This window comes from Actinoplanes sp. NPDC026623 (assembly GCF_040638275.1).
Lineage (GTDB): Bacteria > Actinomycetota > Actinomycetes > Mycobacteriales > Micromonosporaceae > Actinoplanes.
In genome coordinates this window covers 1-22,715 of record NZ_JBEZXZ010000146.1, presented here as the reverse complement: position 1 = coordinate 22,715, position 22,715 = coordinate 1, and the positions used below count along the sequence as shown (strand labels likewise).

Sequence of the window (22,715 nt, the reverse complement as noted above, 5' to 3'; positions counted from 1 at the left end):
GTGCGCCGGCACCCGCCCGCGGCGGGCGGCGGCGGCGAGCGGCTCCGGGGGGCCCAGCCGGTGCAGGATCTGCGCGGGGTCGTCGATCGGGTCGGTCGGCGAGGTGCGGCGCATCGCGATGTAGTCGGCGACGGTGGTCATCAACTCGTCGCGCAGCGCCGGTTCGAGGTCCTCGCCGGCGGCCCAGAGCGCGGCCAGGTAGTCCAGGACGAGGACGTCCGTGTGCACGAGCGGCGCCGTGTCGTAGTGGTGCGGTACGGACGTCATCCGGTTCCCCCTGGGATCGAGCGCGACAGTGCAGTCAGCATTCCGCCGCGGCGGCCGGGTCCACATCTGACCGTGGAGGGAGAAGCCCCGCGGCACTCGGCCTTTCGGCCGATCCGCCGCGACCGGCCGGCGTGAGCCAGGACATCCTGTGAGTTGCCCCACACTGCGGGGTTTCCCTACACCCGCCCTGCCCGCGGCCGATCCACAAGCCATGGCCGACGACACCCGTTCATTCATGCGCTATGTATGGATCAACGCTGGTCTCGCCGCCGCCAGCCTGCTCTGGTACCTGCTGAACTGCGCCGTCGGCGGGGGGCCCGTGGCCATCGCCTACGTGGCCGCGCCGATCGAGGGCGGCGTCGCCGTCGCCGCCATGTTCGGCCTCTGGCGCGCGGTCCGCGACAACCCGGTAGCCCGGCGGTTCTGGAGCACCCTGCTGGCCGCCACCGTCTCCATGACCCTCGGCTACGCGATGATGGCCGTCCACGCGGCGCTGTACTCCGTCGGCAACGTGGCGCCGGCCATGCCGCTCGTTCCCGCGCTGGCCCTCGGCCTCGGCTTCACGCTCGCGATGTGGGCGGTCGGCCGGGTGCCGGTCGGCACCGCCACCGTCGCCGAGCGCCGGCGGATGAACCTGGACCGGATGGTCGCCTTCCTGGGTTGCGCGACGGTGCTCTGGCACTTCGGGCTCGCCCCGATGCTGACCGCGGACGAGCGGTGGAGCCCGCAGACCCTGCTCCTGATCGGCCTGGCGTTCCTGCTGACGACCGCCGGCGTCACCAAGGTCTCGTACCTCGGCGACGGCCCGGTCGACCGCGCGGCGATTCGCATGGTCGTCACCGTCGGCCTGACCGCCGCCGGCGTGGCCGTGCTCGCCACCACCTTCGGGCACGACGGCGGAATCCCGTCGCAGGCCGTGGTGCTGCCGCTGGGGCCGGTGCTGCTGGTCCTCGCGGCGCGGGCACAGGCCCGGGCGACCTTCGGGAGCCGCCGGGTGTCGCGCCGGTCCCTGCCGCTGCTGCCGTACCTGGCGATCGCGGCCGTCGACCTGCCGGTGATCGCGATCGCCTTCGGCCCGCTGGACTGGTCCGGGCGGATCTCGCTGGCCGCCGCGGTGCTGATCAGCATCCTGGTCGCGATCCGCCAGTTCCTGGCCTTCCGCGACAACCGGCGCCTGCTCCGCGACATCCGCGGCCAGGAGGCGCGGCTGCAGCACGAGGTCAGCCACGACGGCCTGACCGGCCTGGCGAACCGGGCCCGGTTCCACGACGCCCTGCAGGCGGCGCTCGCGGCCGAGCGGCCGGCCACCGTGCTGCTGGTCGACCTGGACGACTTCAAGACCGTCAACGACTCGCTCGGCCACGACGTCGGCGACCACCTGCTCGTCGCGGTGGCCCGGGTGCTCGCGGAGCAGTGCGGCGCCGACGGGCTGCCGGTGCGCATCGGCGGCGACGAGTTCGCGGTGCTGCTCGTCGGCGGTACGACGGTGGGCGAGACCGTCGCCCAGCGCATCCTCGACGCGCTGAGCCGGCCGATCAGCGAGCACCGGCTGCTGGTGCAGGCCAGCATCGGCATCGCGACCGTGGTGCCGGGCGCGACCCTCGACGGCATCCTGCGCGACGCGGACGTCGCCATGTACGCGGCCAAGGAGCGCGGCAAGGCCGGCCACGTGCGCTACGTGCCCGGCATGGAGGAGCCGGTCCTGGCGCACATCCAGCTGGGTGGCGAGATCCGCCGGGGCCTGGACGCGGGCGAGTTCCGGGTCGTCTACCAGCCGCTGCTCGAGCTGGAGACGAGCAAGATCGTCGGGGTCGAGGCGCTGGTGCGCTGGAACCACCCGATCCGGGGTACGGTGCCGCCGATCGAGTTCATCCCGGCCGCCGAGCGGACCGGCCTGATCGTCGAGCTGGGCCGCTTCGTGCTGCGCGAGACCTGCCGGCAGACGGCGGCCTGGCTGGCCGAGTTCGGCCCGGACGTGATCCAGCGGCCGGCCGTCAACGTCTCGGCCCGGCAGTTGCACGATCCGGACTTCGTCGCCGACGTGCTGGCGGCGCTCGCCGAGAACGGCCTGTCCACCGACCGGCTGGTGCTGGAGCTGACGGAGTCGGCGGTGCTGCGCGGCAGCCAGGTGTCGCGGACCCTGCACGAGCTGGACCGCCTCGGCATCAAGCTGGCGCTTGACGACTTCGGCACGGGGGAGTCGTCGCTGAGCCTGCTGCGGGCGTTCCCGGCCGCGATCGTCAAGCTGGACAAGTCCTTCGTCGACGGTATCGAGATCGACGACGCCAACCCGTCGGCGCGCGACGCTCGCCAGGCCGTCGCCCGCGCGGTCGTCCAGCTCGCGAACGCGCTGGGATTGGAAACGGTCGCCGAGGGTATCGAGAACGAGGCCCAGGTGGAGCAGCTGCGCGGCCTCGGCTACGTGTACGGCCAGGGCTATCACCTCGCCCGGCCGATGGCCGCCGAGGACTTCACCGCCCTGCTGGCGGCGCAGCGCGGTGCCGTCACCGCGTAGCACTCCACAGTGGGTGATGTCCGGCGTGTCCGCATCGGCCAGATCCACGGCATTGGCGGGGACTTATGCGGCAGCTCAATCAAACTTTTGCATATTTCGAAGATTCTTTTCGCGACTCCAGCGAAACACTCCATTAACATCAGCAAGCGAACGACTTCGATGCAACAAAAGTGCTCCGGCGTGGCGCGCGGCTCAGGGAGCCGCCGCCTGATCGGCCGCTTCCGTGCGCCCACGCCGATCCCGCACCACCTACCGGGAGGCAGTGCAAGCGATGCAGAACGAGTCAACAGTCAGCCGCCGAAACCTACTGGGCGCCGCGGCGGCCGGTGCCGCCGCGATCGGCACCTCCGCCGTGCTCGCCTCGCCGGCCGAGGCCGCGAAGGGCGGCCGCGGGCCGTCCCGCGTGCCCCGCGACAAGATCAGCGTCCAGCTCTACACCCTGCGCGACCAGCTCGCCATCGACCTCGACGGCACCCTCGCCAGGCTGGCCGAGATCGGCTACCGGCGGGTCGAGCACGCCGGCTTCGTCGGGCGCACGGCGGCGCAGTTCCGTGCCGCCCTCGACCGGGCCGGCCTCCGGGCCACCTCCGGGCACGTCGGCATCCCGCAGCCGTTCGACGCCGCGACCTGGCAGTCGGCGCTCGAGGACGCGCACATCGTCGGCAACAGGTACATCGTGCATCCCTACTTCGGCGGCGCCGCCGACGGCGGGCCGATCCGCGACGGATCGGTGTACCGGGCCTTCGCCAAGGACCTGAACAAGGCGGGCGCGCTCGCCCGCAAGGCCGGGCTCGACTTCGGCTACCACAACCACCACAACGAGTTCGCCCGCCAGGACGGCGGCGATCGGACCGGCTACGACATCCTGACCGGCGAGACCGACCCCCGGCTCGTGCACCTCGAGGTCGACCTGTTCTGGGCGTTCCGCGGCGCGCACGACCCGGTGGACCTGATACACCAGCACCGCGGCCGGATCCGGCAGGTGCACGTCAAGGACCTGGCCACCTCCGGCAGCTTCGCCGACCCGGGCCAGGGCCTGATCGACTTCGGGCGCATCTTCGCGCACGCCCGCGAGGCCGGCCTGGTCGAGTACATCGTGGAGCGTGACGACGCCGGCACCCCGCCGCGCACCCCCGCCGACGCCCTGACCACGGCCGAGGTCGGCTTCCGCTACCTGGCCAACCTGAGGTTCTGAGGGGAGAACCACATGAAGCGTCTACCTACCGCCGGAGCCGCCCTGGCACTGGTCACGACCGCGCTGACCGTGCCGTCGGCGCCGGCCACCGCGACGGCCGCCGCGCCGCCGCCGGACTCCGCCTTCCAGAAGGTGACCCTCGACGATTTCCCGGGCGAGCCGATCGCCCTGGCCGTGCTGCCCGACAAGCGGGTGCTGCACACCTCGCGCAAGGGCGAGGTCCGCATCAACGACCCGAAGAGCGGCCGGAACATCCTCGCCGCCAGGATCCCCGTCTACCAGCACGACGAGGAGGGCGTGCAGGGCGTCGCGATCGACCCGAAGTTCAAGCAGAACAGGTGGGTCTACATCTACTACTCTCCGCCGCTGAACACGCCCGCCGACAACCCGGCGACCCCGACGGTCAACGAGGGCGACGCGCCGGAGCAGGGCACCGCGGCGGACTTCGCGCCCTTCAAGGGCGTGATGCGGCTGTCGCGGTTCAAGCTCACCGGCAACACGCTCGCGCTCGCCACCGAGCAGAAGATCCTCGAGGTCGGCACCGACCGCGGCATCTGCTGCCACGTCGGCGGAAAGATCGACTTTGACGCGCGGGGCAACCTGTACCTGTCCACGGGCGACGACAGCAACCCGTTCGCCTCCGACGGCTACACGCCGATCGACGAGCGGCCCGACCGCAACCCCGCCTTCGACGCGCAGCGCACCGCGGGCAACACCAACGACCTGCGCGGCAAGCTGCTGCGGATCAAGGTCGGTCCCCACGGCGGCTACACCATCCCGAAGGGCAACCTGTTCAAGCCGGGCACCGCGTACACCCGCCCGGAGATCTACGCGATGGGCCTGCGCAACCCGTTCCGGTTCGCCGTCGACCGGAACACCGGCGTGGTCTACGTCGGCGACTACTCGCCGGACGCGAACTCGCCGAACCCGGCGCGCGGCCCGGCCGGGCAGGGCCGGTGGATGGCCGTCGACAAGCCCGCCAACTACGGCTGGCCCTACTGCGTCTCTCCCGACCTGCCCTACGTCGACTACGACTTCGCCACCCACACCTCGGGCGCGCCGTTCAACTGCGCGGCGCCGGTGAACGACTCGCCGCACAACACCGGCAAGCGCCGGCTCCCGCCGGTCGAGAAGGCCGAGGTCATCTACTCGTACGGCGCCACGCCCGCGTTCCCCGAGCTGGGCACCGGCGGCATCGGGCCGATGGGCGGACCGGCGTACGACTTCTCCGCGAAGAACCCGTCGGCGACCAAGTGGCCGAGGTACTACGACGGCAAGCCGCTGTTCTACGAGTGGACCCGCGACTACGTCAAGGGCTTCACCCTCGGCCCGGCCAACCAGGTCACCTCGATCGAGCCCGTGCTGCCCTCGATCGTCTTCGACAACCCGATGGACCTCGAGTTCGGCCCGGACGGCTCGCTCTACGTGCTCGAGTACGGCGACGGCTACTTCTCCGAGAACCCGGAGGCGCAGCTTGCCCGCATCGACTACGTGCGCGGCAACCGGACCCCGATCCCGCACATCACCGCGACGCCCACCAGCGGCGTCGCGCCGCTCACGGTCACCTTCTCCAGCGCCGGCACGACCGACCCGGACGGTGACAGCCTGCGGTACGCGTGGGACTTCAACGCCGACGGCGTGGTCGACTCGCGCGCGCCGAACGCGGTGTACACGTTCACCGCGAACGGCAACTACCGGCCGACGCTGAAGGTCACGGATCCGACGGGCCGCTGGGCGTCGGCGGAGGTCATCCTCCCAGTGGGCACCCAGGCCCCGGTGGTCACGTTCGTGACTCCGACGGCCGGCCAGCCGTTCCAGTTCGGCGACACGGTGAACTTCGAGGTCAGCGTCGTCGACGATCAGCCGGTCGACTGCTCGAAGGTCACGGTGACCTACATCCTGGGTCACGAGCAGCACGGCCACCCGCTGTCCACGGCGGCCGGCTGCACCGGCTCGATCACCACGTTCATCGACGGCGGCCACGCCGGCGCCGAGGGCCTGACCGCGGTGTTCGTGGCGGAGTACACGGACTCCGGCGACCCGCCGCAGAGCGGCTCGGACCAGGTCGTACTGACCCCGACCGCCGGCTGATCCAGCCTGACGACCCGAGGTCACCGCCGTCACTCACGGCGGTGACCTCGGCCGTTTGCCGTCCGCCGGGGCGGTGATTGGGCCACGCTGGTAACCGTGGGGAAGCACCTCGAGCAGTGGTGGGCGCAGTTCCTCCGGGCGTCTGACCGTTTCGACGCCGGGTACCTGGTCGAGGGCCTCGGCGACCTGGTCGGCCCGCACATCAAGGCCCCGCTGCTGCGCCGCGAGGTGGAGATCGCCACGGACACCGTGCTGCGCCACCTGGAGCGCCCCGGCAACGCCGAGCGGGCCGAACAGGCCGAGGAGGCCGCGGCCCGCCTGTTCCGCACCCTCGAGCGGATCAGGGACCGCTCGACCGGCACGGAGATCTCCACGGCAGAGGCGGGCATCATCGCCCTGGCCCTGGGCGGTGAGTACGCCGCGTCGGCCGCCGCGGCAGAGCCGCTGGTCGGCACCGCGAAGCTGCAGCGCCTGTTCGTGACGGCGCTGCGCCTGGAGCGCTTCGACATCCCGATGACCCTGCGCCTGCTGGACGGCGGCCAGGAGCCCGAGGACGCGGTGCGCTCGGGGCACCTGCTCGGCAAGTACGGCTGGTGGCCCAACTGGCTGCTGCGCGTCGTCACCGAGCGGGCCCTGGCGGGCACCCTGGACGAGGAGACGGTCGTCGCGCTGGACCGGTGCGCGTACGCGGAGCTGACCCCGCTGCAGGCGAACCTGGCCCGGAAGCTGCTCAGCGGCAACGAATCCCTCATCGACACCGCGGCGCAGCGAATGGCCGGACTGGGCGAGCCGGAGGCGGCGGATGCCCTCCGCAAAGGCGACATCAATGCGGTGGCCTTGGCCGCTCGCCTCATTTCCCTGTGACGTAAGTAGGATGCATATCGGCCGAATGGCCGACCGCAGTGGTGGCGCGCGTGTTTGTGACTCACAGTATTGCCGTTGTTACAGTGTTTGCCATGCCGAAATGGATGGACAATCCCGCTGGCCGGCTGGGTGCATTCCTTGAGTCGTTGCACGGTAGAAATGGCGACAAGACCGTCGGAGAGGTGCTCGGTCTGGCGGAGGACGCCGACGGGCCGTTCGTGGTCGCGCTGAGAATCCTGGAGATCGGGCGCCTGGCGCAGGCGACCCGATCCGCCGTCGAGGCGCTGCCCGACGAGGAGGATCCGGCCTTCCTGCTACAACACTTCCACCTGGTGGAGAGCCTCGTCAAGCGGCTGACCGACGCCGTGGTCATGGGCGCGGCCGGCTACGCGCCGACGGACCGGTTCGCCGCCAAATTCATCATTCCCGCGCCACTCGACGGCGCGGCCCTGTTCGGACTGGAGGCGGCCTCGCGGGCGCTTCATCGGTGCTGCCCGGAACCGGCTATCGGTCCGGAGCACCTGGATTCATTGATTCACGACGTCCGGGAATTGATGGATGCGGTTACCGGGAATCCGGCGCTCTCGGCGGAGGCCAAGGCATTCCTCGTCCGCCGCCTTCGCGACGTCGAAACCGCGCTGCTGGGGTCGCGCATCACCGGATCCGTGGACCTGGAAGACGCATTGGATTGCCTTACCGGCGCATTCGTGAGACGCGAGGACATTCGGGAGCCGGCCCTGCTCGGGAAGATCAATGCATTCTTCCAGAGGCTGGTTCTCGCGGCGCAGGGCGCGGAGGCCATCGCCGGCGCGACGGCCTCGACCGTCGGTGCGATCGAGGCCATCGCCAGGCTGCACGGTGGCAGTTGACGGGAGCTAGGCGCCGCCCGCGTTCAGCGTCACCGTCTGCGGCTGGAACGCCGACCCGGTCACGTCCACGCCCGCCGCCTTCGCCTTGTCCAGCGCCTGCTGGATGTAGTCGTTGGTGTAGGCGAGGCCCTCCGGCTGCTTGGTCAGCACGGTGTCCCCGGTCTGGTTCTTCGTGCTCATCGACAGGTCGACCGTCTGCTTCCAGTCCGCCTCGTTGACCAGGCCCACGCCGCCCGTCGACGGCCAGATCAGCTTGTTGACCTCGTTCATCTGCCACAACTGGTGGCTCTTGCCGAGCTTCGAGCCCTTGTTGACCACCAGGTCGCGGCACGCCTGCGCGTTGTCGCGGCAGTACGCCCAGCCCTTGATCGTGCCGAGCAGGAAGCGCACCGTCTGCTGCTGGTAGGCCGGGTCGCTGAGCTTCTTGGTGTTGGCCCACACGGCGTCCTGCAGCATCGACGTGCCGACCGTCTTCCAGTCGATGACCGTGAAGTCCTCCGGGGTGTACTGCTTGCCGGTCGCGGGGTTCTTGGCCTCGAGCAACTGGGCGTACTCGTTGTAGCTCATCGCCTGCGCGACGTCGATCTCCTTCTTGAGCAGCGCCTGCATGTCGAACTGCTGCTGCACCAGGGTGACGTCCTTGCCGGGGTTGAGCCCGGCCTTGGTCATGCCCGCGAAGAGCTCGAACTCGTTGCCGAAGCCCCAGTTGCCGACCTTCTTGCCCTTGAAGTCCGCGGGGCCGGTGATGCCGCTGTCCTTGAAGCCCACCTGGTAGGTGCCGGAGCGGGCGAAGATCTGGCCGACGTCGGTGATCTCCGCGCCCTGCTCGCGCGAGGCCAGGGCCTTGGGCACCCAGGCCACCGCGTAGTCGGCCTTGCCCTGCGCCAGCACGGTCTGCGGCACGATGTCGACGCCGCCCTCGAGCAGTTGCACGTCGAGGCCCTGCTCGCGATAGAAGCCCTGGTCCACGGCGGCGATGTAGCCGGCGAACTGGGCCTGGTAGAACCACTGCAGTTGCAGCTTGATCGGGGTTACGGCGCCGCTCGCGGCGGGGCCGGGCGTCGACGGGGTGTCGGCGGTGCCGCATCCCGAGACGACCAGCACCGAGGCGAGCGCCGCAGCGGACAACAGGCGGAATCTTCTCACGGGATCCTCCAAGTGACCGAGCGTCAGGAGATGAGCCGGGTCTTCCAGGGCATGGCGAGGCGCTCCAGCAGGAGCGTCGATAGGTAGAAGACGAGTCCGAGCAGGCAGGCGCCGACCACGAAGGCCCAGGCACGGGAGTAGGCGGTGAACGCGGCCGCGGAGGTGATCCGCGAGCCGAGCCCGTTCTGCAGGCCGCCGAAGTACTCGGCGACGACCGCGGCGATGACGGCCAGCGACGACGCCTGTCGCAGGCCGGTGAAGACGAAGGGCAGCGCGCCGGGCAGCCGGACCAGCCGGGTGAAGGTCCAGCCGCCCGCGGCGTAGCTGGTCATCAGCTCCCGGTGGGTGGGGTCGACCTCGCGCAGCCCGCGCAGCGTGTTGATGAAGACCGGGAAGAACACGATGATCCCGGCGACGAGGCGGCGCGGCACGCTCGAGGTGGACTCGAACATGTTGTTGAGGATCGGGGCGAGCGCGATGATCGGCAGCGCGTTGGCGACCGCGGCCATCGGGATGGAGACCTCCGAGAGCAGCCGGAAGCGGCTCGCGGCCATCGCCGCTCCGATGCCGGCGACCGTGCCCCAGGCCAGGCCGATGAGCGCGTTGAGGCCGCTGGCCAGCGCCGCGTCCCAGACGTTGCCGCGCTGGACGACCAGCTCGTGCCAGATGGCCGACGGCGCCGGCAGGATGAACGGTGCGATCCGGCCGAGCGAGACCACCAGCTCCCAGGCGACAAGCGCGACGATGCCCAGCACGATGGGCGGCGCGAGGCGCAGCAGCCGCCTCACGGCGTCGCCGCCGGGGAGATCCCCGCCGCCCGCGGCTCCGGTGCCGGTGCCTGCTCCGATCCCCGCAGGGCCCGGCGGACCTTCGTGATCGCCTCGAAGTAGGCCGGCGACTGCCGGGCCGCGTCGTCGCGTACGGGCAGGTCGACGGGGACCACCGTGGTGATCCGGCCCGGCCGGGGTGACATCACCACGACCCGGCTGGACAGGAAGACCGCCTCCGAGATGGAGTGCGTGACGAAGACCGTGCTGGTGCCCGTCTTCGCGCAGATCGCCAGCAGCTCCGCCTGCAGCCGCTCGCGGGTCATCTCGTCCAGCGCGCCGAACGGCTCGTCCATCAGCAGCAGCGGCGGGTGCACGGCCAGGGCCCGGGCGATGGCGACCCGCTGCTGCATGCCGCCGGAGAGCTGCGCCGGGTAGTGCCGGGCGAAGTCGGCCAGCCCGACCAGCGCCAGCATCTCGGCGGCGCGGGCCCGGCGCTCGGCGCGCGAGGCGCCGCGCAGCTCCAGCGGAAGTTCCACGTTGCGCTGCACGGTCCGCCACTCGAAGAGCCCGGCCTGCTGGAACGCGATGCCGTACTCCTGGTCGAGCCGGGCCTTCGCGGCCGGCTTGCCGGCCACCTCGACCGTGCCGGCCGACGCCGGGATCAGGTCGGCGATCAGCCGGAGCAGGGTGCTCTTGCCGCAGCCGGACGGCCCGATCAGCGAGACGAACTCGCCGCCGGCGATGACCAGGTCGATGCCGGACAGGGCGGTGACCTCGTCGGGCCGGCCGGCGTTGAAGACCTTGGTGACTCCGGCGAGGGATACGGCGCTCACATCGTCACCACCCGTACTCGGCGCCGGTTCCGCATCAGCGGCAGCTCCAGCAGGCTGACCAGGGCCGCGACGACGAGGCCGAGCAGGGCCGCGCCGAGCATCGCGGTGTAGACCTTCGCGGGATCCGAGGTGGCCTCCCGGGAGTACTCGATGATGAGCCGGCCGATGCCTCCGCGCGTACCGGTGGAGATCTCGCCGACCACCGCGCCCACGACGGCGGCCGCGCCGGCCAGCCGCAGCGCGGGGAAGAGATAGGGCAGCGACGCCGGCAGGCGGAGCTTGACCAGGGTGCGCCACCAGCCGGCGGCGTAGCTGCGCATCAGCTCCTCCCCGGCCGCGGGCGGCGACTGCAGGCCGCGCAGCATGCCGACGGCGACCGGGAAGAACGCGAGGTAGGCGGCGATGACGGCGACGGTCATCCAGTCCTGCCAGGGATAGGGGCCGAACGACAGGTTCCCGCTCCAGCCGGCGATCAGCGGGGCGAGGGCGACCAGCGGGACCGTCTGCGACAGGATCACGTAGGGGAGCAGGCCGCGCTCCACGATCCGGAACCGCTGCATGGCCACCGCCAGCAGCAGGCCGATCGCCGTGCCCGCGACGAAGCCGGCCGCGGTGACGCCGAGCGTGAACAGGCTCGCGCTCAGCACCACCTCCCAGACCGGCCGGCCGCCCGTGAGTTCCGGGCGGCCGAGGCGGCTCAGCATGTCCCACACGTGCGGCATCGACAGGTCGTCGGCCCGGGGCAGGATCCGTACCCCGAGGAGCACGGTCCCGTCCGGGTTGCCGACCGCCTTGTAGCCCTCCCAGAGGGCCGCCAGTACGACCAGGCCGACCACGGCGCTCAGCAGACGTCTCACGAGGCCTCGGGAACCGACATCGCCGGAATGATCTTTTCACCGTAGGCCCGCAGCGTCGCCTCTTTGTCGTCGTGCTGCAGGTAGAGGGCGAACTGGTCGACGCCGAGGGCCCGCAGCTCCTCGAGCCGCTTCAGGTGGCTCTCGATCGGGCCGAGGATGCAGAACCGGTCCACCACCTCGTCGGGCACGAAGGTGGTGTGCGTGTTGCCGGCCCGGCCGTGCTCGGCGTAGTCGTAGCCCTGCCGGCCCTTGATGTAGTCGGTCAGCACCTGCGGCACGGTCCCGTCGGCGCCGTACCGCGCGACGATGTCGGCGACGTGGTTGCCGACCATGCCGCCGAACCACCGGGTCTGGTCGCGCTGATGCTCGATGTCGTCGCCGACGTAGGCCGGCGCCGCGACGCAGAACTTGATGGCGTCCGGGTCGCGCCCGGCGCGGGCGGCGGCGTCCCGGACCGCCGCGATCATCCAGGCCGCGATGTCCGGGTCGGCCAGTTGCAGGATGTAGCCGTCGCCCACCTCGCCGGTCAGCGCCAGGGCCTTCGGACCGTACGCCGCCACCCACACGTCCAGCCGGCTCTCGGGAGCCCAGGTCAGCTGCAGCTCCTCCCCGCGCACCGACACCGGCTCCCCGCTGGCCAGGCCCCGGATGACGCCGATGCTCTCCCGCAACTCGGCGAGGGTGTTCGGCCGCAGGCCCAGCACCCGCAGCGCCGAGTCGCCGCGCCCGATGCCGCAGATCGTGCGGTTGCCGTACATCTCGTTGAGGGTGGCGAACTGCGACGCGATGACCGTCCAGTCCCGGGTGCCCGGGTTGGTGACCATCGGGCCGACCATCACCCGCCGGGTGTCGGCGAGGATCTTGCTGTAGATGACGAACGGCTCCTGCCACAGCACGTGTGAGTCGAACGTCCACACGTGGCTGTAGCCCAGGTCCTCCGCCTTCTTCGCCCACTCGACCACGTCCATCGCGGGCGGGTCGCACTGCAGAACGACTCCGATGTCCACGTCGCTCACCGCACCTTGGGGAAGCCGAGGTCGACCTCCGAGGTGGCCGGGTCCGGCCAGCGGGAGGTGACGACCTTGCTCCGGGTGTAGAACTGGAGGCCCTCCGGCCCGTACATGTGCAGGTCGCCGAAGAGCGAGGACTTCCAGCCGCCGAAGCTGTAATACGCCACCGGTACGGGCACCGGCACGTTGACGCCGACCATGCCGCAGTTGACGTCGTACTGGAACCGCCGGGCGGCGCCGCCGTCGCGGGTGAAGATCGCCGTCCCGTTGCCGAACTCGTTGTCGTTGACCAGTTCGAGCGCCTGTTCGTACGTGTCCGCGCGGACCACCGACAGCACCGGCCCGAAGATCTCGTCGGTGTACAGCGGCGAGTCCGTCGCCACCTTGTCGACAAGCGACGCGCCCAGGAAGAAGCCCGGGCCGTCGCTGATCGGGGCGTCGCGGCCGTCGACGACGACGACGTCGGCGGCGCCGGCGGCGGCCAGGTAGCCGGCCACCTTGTCGCGGTGCTCGCGGCTGATCAGCGGGCCCATCTCGGCGGACGGATCGCTGGCCGGGCCGACCGCGATCCGGCCGATCCGGTCGCGGATCGCCGCGACCAGCGGGTCGCCGACCGCGCCGACGGCCACCACGACCGACACCGCCATGCAGCGCTCGCCGGCCGAGCCGAAGCCGGCGCTGACCGCGGCGTCCGCGGCCGAGTCGACGTCCGCGTCCGGGAGCACGACCATGTGGTTCTTGGCGCCGCCGAGCGCCTGGACCCGCTTGCCGGCCCGGGTGCCCTGCTCGTAGATGGACCTGGCGACCGGCGTCGAGCCGACGAAGCTCAGCGCCTGCACGTCCGGGTGGGCGATCAGCGTCTCGACGGCCTCCCGGTCGCCCTGCACGACGTTGAACGCGCCGTCCGGCAGCCCGGCCTGGCGCAGCAGGTCGGCCATCATCAGCGAGACGGACGGGTCCTTCTCGCTCGGCTTGAGCACGAACGTGTTGCCGCAGACCAGGGCGTTGCAGAACATCCACATCGGCACCATGGCCGGGAAGTTGAACGGCGTGATGCCGGCGACCACCCCGAGCGGCTGGCGGATCGAGTAGACGTCGACACCGGACGAGGCCTGCTCGCTGTAGCCGCCCTTGAGCAGGTGCGGCGCGCCCGCGGCGAACTCGATGTTCTCCAGCCCGCGGGCGAGCTCGCCGCCCGCGTCCGCGACGGTCTTGCCGTGCTCCTGGCTGACCAGCGACGCGATCTCCTTGCGGTTCGCGTCGACCAGCTCCCGGAAGCGGAACATGACCTCGGAGCGGCGCGACAGCGACGCCGCCCGCCAGGCCGGGAAGGCCTTCGCGGCCGAGGCCACCGCCCGCGCGGTCTCGTCCGCGGTCGCCGCGACGACGTACGCCTGCTGCTCGCCGGTGGCCGGGTCCCAGACCGGTAGCCGCCGGTCGCCGGCGCCGGAGACGGCGCCGCCGTCGAGCCAATGTTTGATCTCACGCATGTGGCCCCCTAGACCAGGTAGTCCGAAAGTCCGCGGCGGACGTACCTGCCGTGGCCCTTTCGTCCCTTGTACTCATTGCCCTGCACGACCACGGTGCCGCGCGAGATGACCGTGTCGACCTTCCCGGCGATCTCCCAGCCCTCCCAGGCCGAGTGGTCCATGTTCATGTGGTGGGTTGCGGCGCTGATCCGGGTCCGGCCGTTCGGGTCGTAGAGCACGATGTCGGCGTCGGAGCCGGGCGCGATGATGCCTTTCTTCGGATACATGCCGAACATCCGCGCGGGGGTCGTCGCGATCGTCTCGACCCAGCGGGCCAGCGACAGCTTCCCGTCGACCACGCCCTGATACAGCAGGTCGACGCGGTGCTCGACGCTGCCGATGCCGTTCGGGATCTTGGAGAAGTCGCCGATGCCCAGCTCCTTCTGGTCCTTCATGCAGAATGGGCAGTGGTCGGTGGAGACGACGGCGAGGTCGTTGGTGCGCAGCCCGCGCCACAGGTCGGCGCGGTGGCTCTCGTGCTTGCTGCGCAGCGGCGTCGAGCAGACCCACTTGGCGCCCTCGAAGCCGGGCGCGCCCAGCTGGTCCTCGAGCGTGAGGTAGAGGTACTGCGGGCAGGTCTCGGCGAAGACGTTGCGGCCGGTGTCCCGGGCCGCCGCGACCTGCTCGAGCGCCTTGCTGGCGGACAGGTGCACGATGTAGAGCGGGCAGTCGGCGGCCACGCTGGCCAGCCAGATCGCCCGGCTGGTCGCCTCGGCCTCCAGCTCCTGCGGCCGGGTGACGCCGTGGTAGTACGGGTCGGTCTCGCCGCGCTCCAGGGCCTGCTTGACCAGGACGTCGATCGCGGGACCGTTCTCCGCGTGCATCATGATCATGGCGCCGTTGTCGCGGGCCTTCTGCATCGCCCGCAGGATCTGCCCGTCGTCGCTGTAGAACACCCCCGGGTACGCCATGAAGAGCTTGAAGCTGGAGATGCCCTCGTCGCTGACCAACTGGTCCATGGCCTTGAGCGCCTCGTCGGTGACGCCGCCGAGGATCATGTGGAAGCCGTAGTCGATGTGGCAGTTGCCCTCGGCCTTGGCGTGCCAGGCGGCGAGGCCGTCCTGCACCACCTCGCCGTAGCGCTGCACGGCGAAGTCGACGATCGTGGTGACTCCGCCGAACGCCGCCGCCCGGGTGCCCGTGTCGAAGGTGTCGCTGGCGTGCGTGCCGCCGAACGGCAGCTCCATGTGGGTGTGCGCGTCGACCGCGCCGGGGATCACGTACCGGCCGGTGGCGTCGATCGTGTCGATGCCGTCCGGGCCGAAGCCCGGCGCGAAGACGGCAGCGATGCTCTCGCCGTCGACCAGCACGTCCGCCGCGGCGGCACCGGTCGGGCCGACGACGGTCCCGCCCTTGATCAGATAGCTCACCGCTGTGCCTCCTCTGCCTCGTTCGCGCTGCGCTGCCTGTCGTCGATCACGGCGCGACCAGCCCGTCGTAGCTGTCGGGGCGGCGGTCGCGGTAGAACGCCCACCGGTCGCGGACCGTGGCCAGCAGGTCCAGGTCGAGGTCGCGGACGATCAGCTCCGGGTTGTGCGTGTCGGCCACGTCGCCGACGAACTTGCCCTCCGGGTCGACGAAGTAGGACTGGCCGTAGAAGTCGTTGTCGCCGAGTTCCTCGATGCCGGTCCGGTTGATCGCGCCGATGAAGTACTCGTTCGCCACGGCGCTGGCCGGCTGCTCCAGCTGCCACAGGTACGACGACAGGCCGCGGCTGGTCGCCGACGGGTTGAAGACGATCTGGGCGCCGCCCAGGCCCAGCGCGCGCCAGCCCTCGGGGAAGTGCCGGTCGTAGCAGATGTAGACGCCGACCTTGCCGACCGCGGTGTCGAACACCGGATAACCCAGGTTGCCGGGGCGGAAGTAGAACTTCTCCCAGAAGCCCTTGACCTGCGGGATGTGGTTCTTGCGGTACTTGCCGAGGTAGGTGCCGTCCGCGTCGAGCACCGCGGCGGTGTTGTAGAGGACGCCGGGCTGCTCCTGCTCGTACATCGGCAGGACCATCACCATGCCGAGCTCGGCGGCGAGGGCCTGGAAGCGCTCGGTGGTCGGGCCCGGGATCGACTCCGCGTACTCGTAGTAGGCGGGGTCCTGCACCTGGCAGAAGTAGGGGCCGTAGAACAGCTCCTGGAAGCAGATCACCTTCGCACCCTGGGCCGCGGCTTCGCGAGCGTAAGCCTCGTGGGCCTTGATCATCGATTCCTTGTCGCCGGTCCAGTTGGTCTGGACGAGGGCGGCCCGGATGACATTGCTCATGGATATGCCTCCTCAGTCGTGCTCTCCCGGCCCTCGCCGCACTCGGTGCGACAGGGCCCTCTCCGCGCGTCCGGCATCGGCGGTGGCGTGGGTCACCACACGATTGTGATCGTCCATCCACCGTCTGTCATCGTCCCCCGCTCATCGCTTGACATCAGGGGCCGATGAGGTAGGACACTAATGACACAGACGCAGGCGGACAATCACTCCGCTGTTATCAATATGTTTCGGAAAGGCGGGTCGGACGGGGTGCTCGGGCTCATTGCGGGCGCGGTCGACGACCGCAGTGCCCGGGGAATCGCCGCGGCCGTCAGCCGTCTCGTCACCGCGGGTGACCTGCCGGTCGGCGCGCGGCTGCCCACGGTGCGCGACGTCGCCCGGGCGCTCGGGGTCAGCCCGACCACCGTGAGTGAGGCCTGGCGCAGCCTGACCCGGGCCGGCGCGATACAGACCCGCGGCCGGTCCGGCTCCTTCGTCGCCGTTCCGGTCCTGCCCCGCCAGCGACTGCGGTACGCGCAACTGGGCGGCCGGCTACCCGGTGTGGTCAGGGACTTCTCCACCGGCGTACCCGACTACGACCTGTTACCGAGCCTCGCCGAGTCGCTCAAGCGCGTCGGCGACGCCAGGCTCACCACCAGTTACCTCGAGGGGCCCGTGCTCCCGCCGCTGGAGACGGTGCTGCGGCAGCGCTGGCCGTACCCGGTCGAGCAGTTGACCGTGGTCGACGGCGCGCTCGACGCGCTGGACCGGATCACCGGCGCCCTGGTCCGCTTCGGCGACCACGTCCTGGTCGAGAGCCCGGCCTTCCCGCCGGTGCTCGACCTGCTGGAGGCCGTCGGTGCGACCGTGATCGGCGTGCGCGTCGACGAGCACGGGATGTGCCCGGAGGCGCTCGGCGAGGCGCTGCGCGACTACGACCCGGTGGCGGTCTACCTGCAGCCGAGGGCGCAGAACCCGACCGGTGTCAGCCTGACCGCGCGGCGGGTCGCCGAGCTCGCGGACGCGCTCGCCGCGTACCCGGAGGTCACGATCGTCGAGGACGACCACGCCGGCGACATCGCGACCGCGCCGCCGGTCAGCCTCGGCACCCGGCTGCCGGACCGGACCGTGCACGTGGCCGGCTTCTCCAAGAGCCACGGCCCCGACCTGCGGCTGGCCGCCCTCGGCGGCCCGGCCGCGCTGGTCACCGCGGTGGCCGACCGCCGGCTGCTGGGTCCGGGCTGGTCCAGCCGGCTGCTGCAGGCCGTCCTGCTCGACCTGCTCACGTCCGACGAGGCGGTCGCGCAGGTCGCCGCGGCCCGCGACGTCTACGCCCGGCGCCGCGCCACGATGCTGGCCGCGCTGGCCGCCCGCGGCGCCACCGCCGTCGCCGCGGACGGCATCAACCTCTGGCTGACCGTCGAGGACCAGCAGATGGCGATGCTCGCGCTCGCCGCGCACGGCATCGCCGTCGCGCCCGGCGCGCCCTTCGAGGTCACCCCGCTGGGCGCCGAGCACGTCCGGGTGACCGTCGGCCTGATCCACGACGACTTCGACTCACTGGCCGAGATTCTCGCCTCCGCGGCCGGCGCGACCTCGCGCGGCAGCGGCCATCGTTCCCGCCCGCACCCGCTGGGCTGGCGCTAGCTCATTTGGAGGACTCCGTGACCGATGACCTGCTCGCCCGGCACCAGGCCGTGCTGCCCTCCTGGGTGACGACCTACTACGGCGACGACGCGATCGAGCTGGTGAGCGGCTCCGGCCGGCGCGTGACCGACGCGAACGGGCGTACCTACCTGGACTTCTTCGGCGGCGTGCTGACCAACATGCTGGGCTACGACATCGCCGAGGTGCGCGAGGCGGTTGAGCGGCAACTGGCCACCGGCATCGTGCACAGCTCCACGCTCTACCTGATCCGCCGGCAGGTCGAGCTCGCCGAGAAGATCGCCCGGGTCTCCGGCATCGCGGACCCGCGGGTCTTCTTCACCAACTCGGGCACCGAGGCGAACGAGGCGGCGCTGCTGTTCACCACCAACCATCGCCGCTCCAACCAGATCCTGGCGATCCGCAACAGCTACCACGGCCGCTCGTTCGCGGCGATGGCGATCACCGGGCACCGCAGCTGGTCGGCGAGCGCGCTCAGCCCGGTGTCGGTGTCCTGGCTCAACTCGGGCGACCGGCTCCGCGGCCGGATGAAGGGCCTGTCCGACGCCGAGCACATCGACGCGGCGGTCGAGGACCTGCGCGAGGTGCTGGCCACCACGACCTCGGGCGACGTGGCCGCGCTGATCGCCGAGCCGATCCAGGGCGTCGGCGGCTTCGTGCACGCGCCCGACGGCCTGCTCGGGGCGCTGAAGAAGGAGCTCGACAACCACGGCATCCTGCTCATCGCCGACGAGGTGCAGACCGGCTGGGGCCGCACCGGCGACCACTTCTGGGGCTACCAGGCCCACGACGTGCAGCCGGACCTGATCACCTTCGCCAAGGGCATCGGCAACGGCTTCGCCCTGGCGGGCGTGGTCGGCCGCGCGGAGCTCGTGAACGCGGTGCCGGCGACGAGCTTCTCCACCTTCGGCGGCAACCCGGTCTCCACGGCGGCGGGCAGCGCGGTCCTGGACTACGTCCTGGATCACGACCTGCAGGCGAACGCGAAGCGCATGGGCGAGATCCTGCTCGACGGCCTGCGCGCGGCGGCGGCGAAGACGAAGATCGTCGCGGAGGTACGCGGCCGCGGGCTGATGATCGGCGTCGAGTTCGTCCGCCCGGGCACGACGGACCCGGACCCGGCGGCGACGATGCGCGTCTTCGACGGGTGCCGCAGGGGCGGCCTGCTGGTCGGCAAGGGCGGCCTGTACGGCAACGTCCTGCGGATGGGCCCGCCCCTGACGCTGACGGCGGACGAGGCGCGCGAGGGCCTGGGGATCCTGGTGGACGCGATCCGGGCGGCGGACGCCGAGGCATTCTGAGCGGACCGGGGGTGCCCCGATCGGCAGGGCACCCCTCGGTCGTTCACCCCTCGCGAGGTCACTCTGAGTGATTCTGTGGTGACATTTCGCCAGGTATGGTGTGATGTCGTCGGCGATTCCGAAGTGTTACGCCCTTGCCCTCTTTTGCTTGTTGATCGCGCCAGTCACTATCTGCGTGTGACAGACACTTCCGTGATTCTCGCCCTCGTGGTCATCACCGCGCTGGGGTTCGATTTCACGAACGGGTTCCACGACACCGCGAACGCGATGGCTACCTCCATCGCCACCGGTGCGCTCAAGCCGAAGGCCGCCGTGGCCCTCTCCGGCGTCCTGAATCTCATCGGCGCGTTCCTGTCCGTCGAGGTGGCCCTGACCGTCACCAACGCGGTCGTGAAGATCCAGAGTTCCAGCGGCGCGCCCCGCCCCGAACTGCTCGCCGACGGCGGGTCCGCGCTGCTGCTGATCGTGCTCGCGGGCCTGGTCGGCGGCATCGTCTGGAACCTGCTGACCTGGCTGCTCGGGCTGCCGTCCAGCTCCTCGCACGCCCTGTTCGGCGGCCTGATCGGCGCCACCGTCGCCGGCCTGGGCTGGGCCGGCGTCAACTGGAACGGCGACGGCAGCAAGCTCGACGGGGTCGTCGGCAAGGTGATGCTGCCGGCCCTGATGTCGCCGGTCATCGCCGGCGCCGTCGCCGCGACCGGCACCTGGCTGATCTACCGGGTCACCGTCGGCGTCGCCGAGCGGTACACCCGCGGAGGCTTCCGCTGGGGCCAGATCGGCGGCGCCTCGCTGATCTCGCTCGCGCACGGCACCAACGACGCGCAGAAGACGATGGGCGTCATCACGCTCGCGCTGATCGCCTCGGGGGACTGGACCGACACCGAGAACATCCCGTTCTGGGTGAAGGCCGCCTGCGCCGTCGCGATCGCGCTCGGCACCTATCTCGGCGGCTGGCGGATCATCCGCTCGCTCGGCAAGGGCCTGGTCGAGATCGCCCCGCCGCAGGGCCTCGCCGCCGACGCCACGTCGGCGACCGTGATCCTCGCGTCGAGCCACCTCGGCTTCGCGCTCTCCACCACGCACGTCGCGACCGGCTCGATCCTGGGCTCGGGCGTCGGACGCCCCGGCGCCCGGGTGCGCTGGCGGGTGGCCGGCCGGATGTTCGCGGCGTGGCTGATCACGCTTCCCGCCGCCGGCCTCGTCGGCGCGCTGATGTGGCAGATCGGCAACGCGCTCGGCGGCGGCCTGGTCGGCTCGTCGGCCGTCTTCGCCATCCTGGTGGCCCTCGCGGCGTTCATGTACCTGCGGTCGCGCCGCGGCCGGGTGGATCAGCACAACGTCAACGACGACTGGGAGGGTGCGCCGGCCGCCGAGCCGGCCGAGCCCGCAGCGGCCGACGCGTCCGTGCCCGCCGACGACTCCGTGCCCGCACGCACGGCGGCCTGAGAGGAATCGGCATGCACAACCTGGGATTCGCCCTCGAGGGCGCCTGGAAGGTCCTGCTTGCGAGCATCCTGCTCGGCGCCGGCCTGCCGATCCTGTTCGCGCTCGGCATCCGGTCGCTGGCGTACGGCGCGGGCGGCGACGCCGGATCGGCCGCGACCGGCCCGACCCGCCCGCTCGGCACGGTGCTCGGATATCTGCTGTTCGCAGTCGTGGTACTGGGCGTCGTGCTGGGTATTGCCTTCATCGTGGCCGGCGGTTTCGGCAAGACGCTGAGCTTCCAGCACTTCTATCCGTCGATCGTGGACAAGTAGCAATGACTGATCTGAGCTCCAACTTCATGACCCGCGCCGTCGAGTGGCTGCGGGCCGGGTACCCGGCGGGCATCCCGCGCCAGGACTACGTCGCGCTGCTCGGCGTGCTGCGCCGCAGGATGACCGAGGACGAGGTCCGCCGGATCGCGGTGGACCTCGCCGACCAGTCGGTGCTGGCCGGCGACGACCCGATCAGCACCGACGACATCGAGCAGACGATCAGCTCGTCGCTGCTGCAGCAGGCCACCCCGGAGGACGTGATCCGGGTGTCGGCCCGGCTCGCGGCCGGGGGCTGGCCGCTGGTGGACCCGCCCGTCGCCTGAACCGGTCCGCTTTATGTGGCGGCGGTCACAATAGTCGGGTTACGCTCGCCGGGTCGGTCCTTACCCCGCAGAACGTGAGCTGATCATGTCCGGCCCCCAGACCGTACGGACCGGTGCCAGCGTCGGCGACTTCCTGGCCGCCGTGCCCGATCCGAAGCGCCGCGCCGACGCGCAGGCCGTCTGCGCGCTGATGGCGGAGGCCACCGGGGTGGCGCCGGAGATGTGGGGCACCGGCATCGTCGGCTTCGGGACCTATCACTACCGGTACGCGTCCGGGCAGGAGGGCGACTGGCCCCCGGTGGCGCTGTCGCCGCGCAAGAGCGCCACCACGATCTACAGCTCGGCGGGCTTCGAGCAGGGGCTGCTCGACCGGCTCGGACCGCATCGTCTCGGCAAGTCGTGCCTTTACCTCAGGCGGCTCGCGGGCGTCGACGTCGACGTGCTCCGCGAGCTGGTCGCGGACGGTTTCCGCAAGCTGGACGGCAAGACGCTGGCACCCTGAGCGGCGAAATATCATCGATGTTCGCCAGATCTTGATCTGTTGTGGGAGCGCTTCCGTATCAGGGGGCGAGGTCCTACGACAGGAAGGCTCAGGCGAAGAATGATTTCCTCCCGTACCACCGCCCGCCGCTGGCAGGTCGCCGGAGTCGGCGCGGTCGCCGTGGCAATCGTCGGCGTCGGCCTGGGTGTCGCATCCGCCGGCGAGAACGCCGCCCCCGCGGTGAACTGCCCGGCCGTCGCCGGTGAACTCGGCGCCGTCCCGGCCCGCGCGAGCGCGGAGATCGCCCGCAACCTCACCCTGCTCAACACCCAGATCGCCGAGGCGAACAAGCGCTTGATCACCAGCGCCGGCGAGGGTGGAGCCAACTTCATCCAGAACGCCATCCTCGGCCCGCTGAAGGACAAGCGGGTCTCGACCATCAACCGGATGGCCACGGCGATCGGGCGCAGCGCGCCGAAGCCGAACCTGAACGTGCAGGCCCTGGCGACCTGTTCGCTGAACAAGGGTGGCGGCGGCGTCGCCGCGCCCGAGCCGACCGCGGTTCCGGCCGCCGGCCAGGGCGATGACGCCGGCGGCGACGCCGCGGCGGGTGCGGCACCGACCGTGAACTGCCCGGCCGTCGCCGGCGCCCTCGGGACGGTACCGGCGCAGGCCAAGGCCGAGATCGAGCGCAACCTGGCGCTGCTCAACACGCAGATCGCCGAGGCGAACAAGCGGCTGGCGTCGAGCGTCGGCGAGGGCGGCCCGAAGTTCATCCAGAACGCGATCCTCGGCCCGCTGCAGGACAAGCGGGTCGCGACCATCAACCGGATGGCCACGGCGATCGGGCGGAACGCGGCGAAGCCGGTCCTGGACGTCGACGGCCTGGCGACCTGCTCGCTCAACGCGGGCGGCGGCGAGGCGGCACAGCCGCACACTGTCCACCTTGAACTCCGCGATGACGTCCTTGCCCTCGCCGGGCGCGAAACCGTTGCCCCGGAACGGCG

The 22,715-nt window shown here is 71.0% G+C and carries 20 protein-coding genes and 1 pseudogene; 12 read left to right on the top strand and 9 right to left on the bottom strand.

What is annotated here, in order from left to right:
• Positions 1–267, bottom strand: a pseudogene (locus AB0F10_RS32240) (hypothetical protein); the annotation flags it as partial.
• 235 nt (positions 268–502) lie between these two features.
• On the opposite strand from AB0F10_RS32240, the gene AB0F10_RS32235 reads away from it, so the two are divergent.
• From AB0F10_RS32235 to AB0F10_RS32215, 5 genes are all read left to right on the top strand, one after another.
• Positions 503–2,782 (top strand): EAL domain-containing protein, encoded by a 2,280-nt coding sequence (locus AB0F10_RS32235; RefSeq protein ID WP_360633594.1) that lies wholly within the window; start codon positions 503–505, stop codon positions 2,780–2,782.
• A gap of 271 nt (positions 2,783–3,053) precedes the next feature.
• On the top strand, positions 3,054–3,977 hold the full coding sequence (locus tag AB0F10_RS32230; protein ID WP_360633591.1) for a sugar phosphate isomerase/epimerase: 924 nt from the start codon (positions 3,054–3,056) through the stop codon (positions 3,975–3,977).
• A gap of 12 nt (positions 3,978–3,989) precedes the next feature.
• The gene (locus AB0F10_RS32225) at positions 3,990–6,068 is read left to right on the top strand and encodes a PQQ-dependent sugar dehydrogenase (protein ID WP_360633588.1); all 2,079 of its coding nucleotides are present in this window, start codon (positions 3,990–3,992) and stop codon (positions 6,066–6,068) included.
• A gap of 96 nt (positions 6,069–6,164) precedes the next feature.
• Positions 6,165–6,932: a hypothetical protein gene (locus AB0F10_RS32220; protein WP_360633585.1), complete on the top strand. Its 768-nt coding sequence runs from the start codon at positions 6,165–6,167 to the stop codon at positions 6,930–6,932.
• A 92-nt stretch (positions 6,933–7,024) separates the two neighbouring features.
• Positions 7,025–7,801 carry a hypothetical protein gene (locus tag AB0F10_RS32215; RefSeq protein WP_360633582.1) on the top strand — a complete coding sequence of 259 codons (777 nt, stop codon included), beginning with the start codon at positions 7,025–7,027 and terminating at the stop codon, positions 7,799–7,801.
• Between the two features lie 6 nt (positions 7,802–7,807).
• Here AB0F10_RS32215 and AB0F10_RS32210 read toward each other — a convergent pair whose 3' ends face one another.
• Genes AB0F10_RS32210 through AB0F10_RS32175 form a run of 8 tightly spaced genes read right to left on the bottom strand, consistent with a single transcriptional unit; the run spans position 7,808 to position 16,202 of the window.
• A complete protein-coding gene (locus AB0F10_RS32210) occupies positions 7,808–8,947 on the bottom strand; it encodes an ABC transporter substrate-binding protein (protein ID WP_360633579.1) in 1,140 nt (379 codons plus the stop codon).
• Between the two features lie 23 nt (positions 8,948–8,970).
• The gene (locus AB0F10_RS32205; protein WP_360633576.1) at positions 8,971–9,735 is read right to left on the bottom strand and encodes an ABC transporter permease; all 765 of its coding nucleotides are present in this window, start codon (positions 9,733–9,735) and stop codon (positions 8,971–8,973) included.
• Positions 9,732–10,550: an ABC transporter ATP-binding protein gene (locus AB0F10_RS32200; RefSeq protein ID WP_360633573.1), complete on the bottom strand. Its 819-nt coding sequence runs from the start codon at positions 10,548–10,550 to the stop codon at positions 9,732–9,734. The genes AB0F10_RS32205 and AB0F10_RS32200 overlap by 4 nt, the downstream gene beginning before the upstream one ends.
• Positions 10,547–11,407 carry an ABC transporter permease subunit gene (locus tag AB0F10_RS32195; protein WP_360633570.1) on the bottom strand — a complete coding sequence of 287 codons (861 nt, stop codon included), beginning with the start codon at positions 11,405–11,407 and terminating at the stop codon, positions 10,547–10,549. The genes AB0F10_RS32200 and AB0F10_RS32195 overlap by 4 nt, the downstream gene beginning before the upstream one ends.
• Positions 11,404–12,414, bottom strand: a complete 1,011-nt coding sequence (locus AB0F10_RS32190; RefSeq protein WP_360633597.1) for a TIGR03842 family LLM class F420-dependent oxidoreductase — start codon at positions 12,412–12,414, stop codon at positions 11,404–11,406. Before AB0F10_RS32190 ends, AB0F10_RS32195 begins: the two co-directional genes overlap by 4 nt.
• Before the next feature lie 5 nt (positions 12,415–12,419).
• On the bottom strand, positions 12,420–13,907 hold the full coding sequence (mmsA, locus tag AB0F10_RS32185; RefSeq protein ID WP_360633567.1) for a CoA-acylating methylmalonate-semialdehyde dehydrogenase: 1,488 nt from the start codon (positions 13,905–13,907) through the stop codon (positions 12,420–12,422).
• 8 nt (positions 13,908–13,915) lie between these two features.
• Positions 13,916–15,316 (bottom strand): dihydropyrimidinase, encoded by a 1,401-nt coding sequence (gene hydA / locus AB0F10_RS32180; protein ID WP_360633564.1) that lies wholly within the window; start codon positions 15,314–15,316, stop codon positions 13,916–13,918.
• Between the two features lie 46 nt (positions 15,317–15,362).
• Positions 15,363–16,202 carry a nitrilase-related carbon-nitrogen hydrolase gene (locus AB0F10_RS32175; protein ID WP_360633561.1) on the bottom strand — a complete coding sequence of 280 codons (840 nt, stop codon included), beginning with the start codon at positions 16,200–16,202 and terminating at the stop codon, positions 15,363–15,365.
• A gap of 249 nt (positions 16,203–16,451) precedes the next feature.
• On the opposite strand from AB0F10_RS32175, the gene AB0F10_RS32170 reads away from it, so the two are divergent.
• From AB0F10_RS32170 to AB0F10_RS32140, 7 genes are all read left to right on the top strand, one after another.
• Positions 16,452–17,828, top strand: coding sequence for a PLP-dependent aminotransferase family protein (locus tag AB0F10_RS32170; RefSeq protein WP_360633558.1), 1,377 nt, complete (start codon positions 16,452–16,454; stop codon positions 17,826–17,828).
• Positions 17,829–17,845: 17 nt separating this feature from the next.
• Entirely contained in the window at positions 17,846–19,147 is a 1,302-nt protein-coding gene (locus AB0F10_RS32165; protein WP_360633555.1) for an aspartate aminotransferase family protein, read from the top strand.
• 177 nt (positions 19,148–19,324) lie between these two features.
• Entirely contained in the window at positions 19,325–20,593 is a 1,269-nt protein-coding gene (locus tag AB0F10_RS32160; RefSeq protein ID WP_360633552.1) for an inorganic phosphate transporter, read from the top strand.
• 11 nt (positions 20,594–20,604) lie between these two features.
• Positions 20,605–20,904 (top strand): hypothetical protein, encoded by a 300-nt coding sequence (locus tag AB0F10_RS32155; protein WP_360633549.1) that lies wholly within the window; start codon positions 20,605–20,607, stop codon positions 20,902–20,904.
• A 2-nt stretch (positions 20,905–20,906) separates the two neighbouring features.
• On the top strand, positions 20,907–21,227 hold the full coding sequence (locus AB0F10_RS32150; protein WP_360633546.1) for a DUF3349 domain-containing protein: 321 nt from the start codon (positions 20,907–20,909) through the stop codon (positions 21,225–21,227).
• Between the two features lie 85 nt (positions 21,228–21,312).
• Positions 21,313–21,729: a DUF1801 domain-containing protein gene (locus AB0F10_RS32145; protein WP_360633543.1), complete on the top strand. Its 417-nt coding sequence runs from the start codon at positions 21,313–21,315 to the stop codon at positions 21,727–21,729.
• Positions 21,730–21,828: 99 nt separating this feature from the next.
• A partial coding sequence (locus tag AB0F10_RS32140; protein ID WP_360633540.1) for a hypothetical protein occupies positions 21,829–22,715 on the top strand: 887 nt, incomplete at its 3' end.

Bases quoted from the DNA above. Each gene is read 5' to 3' on its own strand.
- AB0F10_RS32235 (WP_360633594.1), top strand. From the start codon at position 503: ATGCGCTATGTATGGATCAACGCTGGTCTCGCCGCCGCCAGCCTGCTC.
- AB0F10_RS32230 (WP_360633591.1), top strand. From the start codon at position 3,054: ATGCAGAACGAGTCAACAGTCAGCCGCCGAAACCTACTGGGCGCCGCG.
- AB0F10_RS32225 (WP_360633588.1), top strand. From the start codon at position 3,990: ATGAAGCGTCTACCTACCGCCGGAGCCGCCCTGGCACTGGTCACGACC.
- AB0F10_RS32215 (WP_360633582.1), top strand. From the start codon at position 7,025: ATGCCGAAATGGATGGACAATCCCGCTGGCCGGCTGGGTGCATTCCTT.
- mmsA (WP_360633567.1), bottom strand. From the start codon at position 13,907: ATGCGTGAGATCAAACATTGGCTCGACGGCGGCGCCGTCTCCGGCGCC.
- AB0F10_RS32175 (WP_360633561.1), bottom strand. From the start codon at position 16,202: ATGAGCAATGTCATCCGGGCCGCCCTCGTCCAGACCAACTGGACCGGC.
- AB0F10_RS32155 (WP_360633549.1), top strand. From the start codon at position 20,605: ATGCACAACCTGGGATTCGCCCTCGAGGGCGCCTGGAAGGTCCTGCTT.
- AB0F10_RS32150 (WP_360633546.1), top strand. From the start codon at position 20,907: ATGACTGATCTGAGCTCCAACTTCATGACCCGCGCCGTCGAGTGGCTG.
- AB0F10_RS32145 (WP_360633543.1), top strand. From the start codon at position 21,313: ATGTCCGGCCCCCAGACCGTACGGACCGGTGCCAGCGTCGGCGACTTC.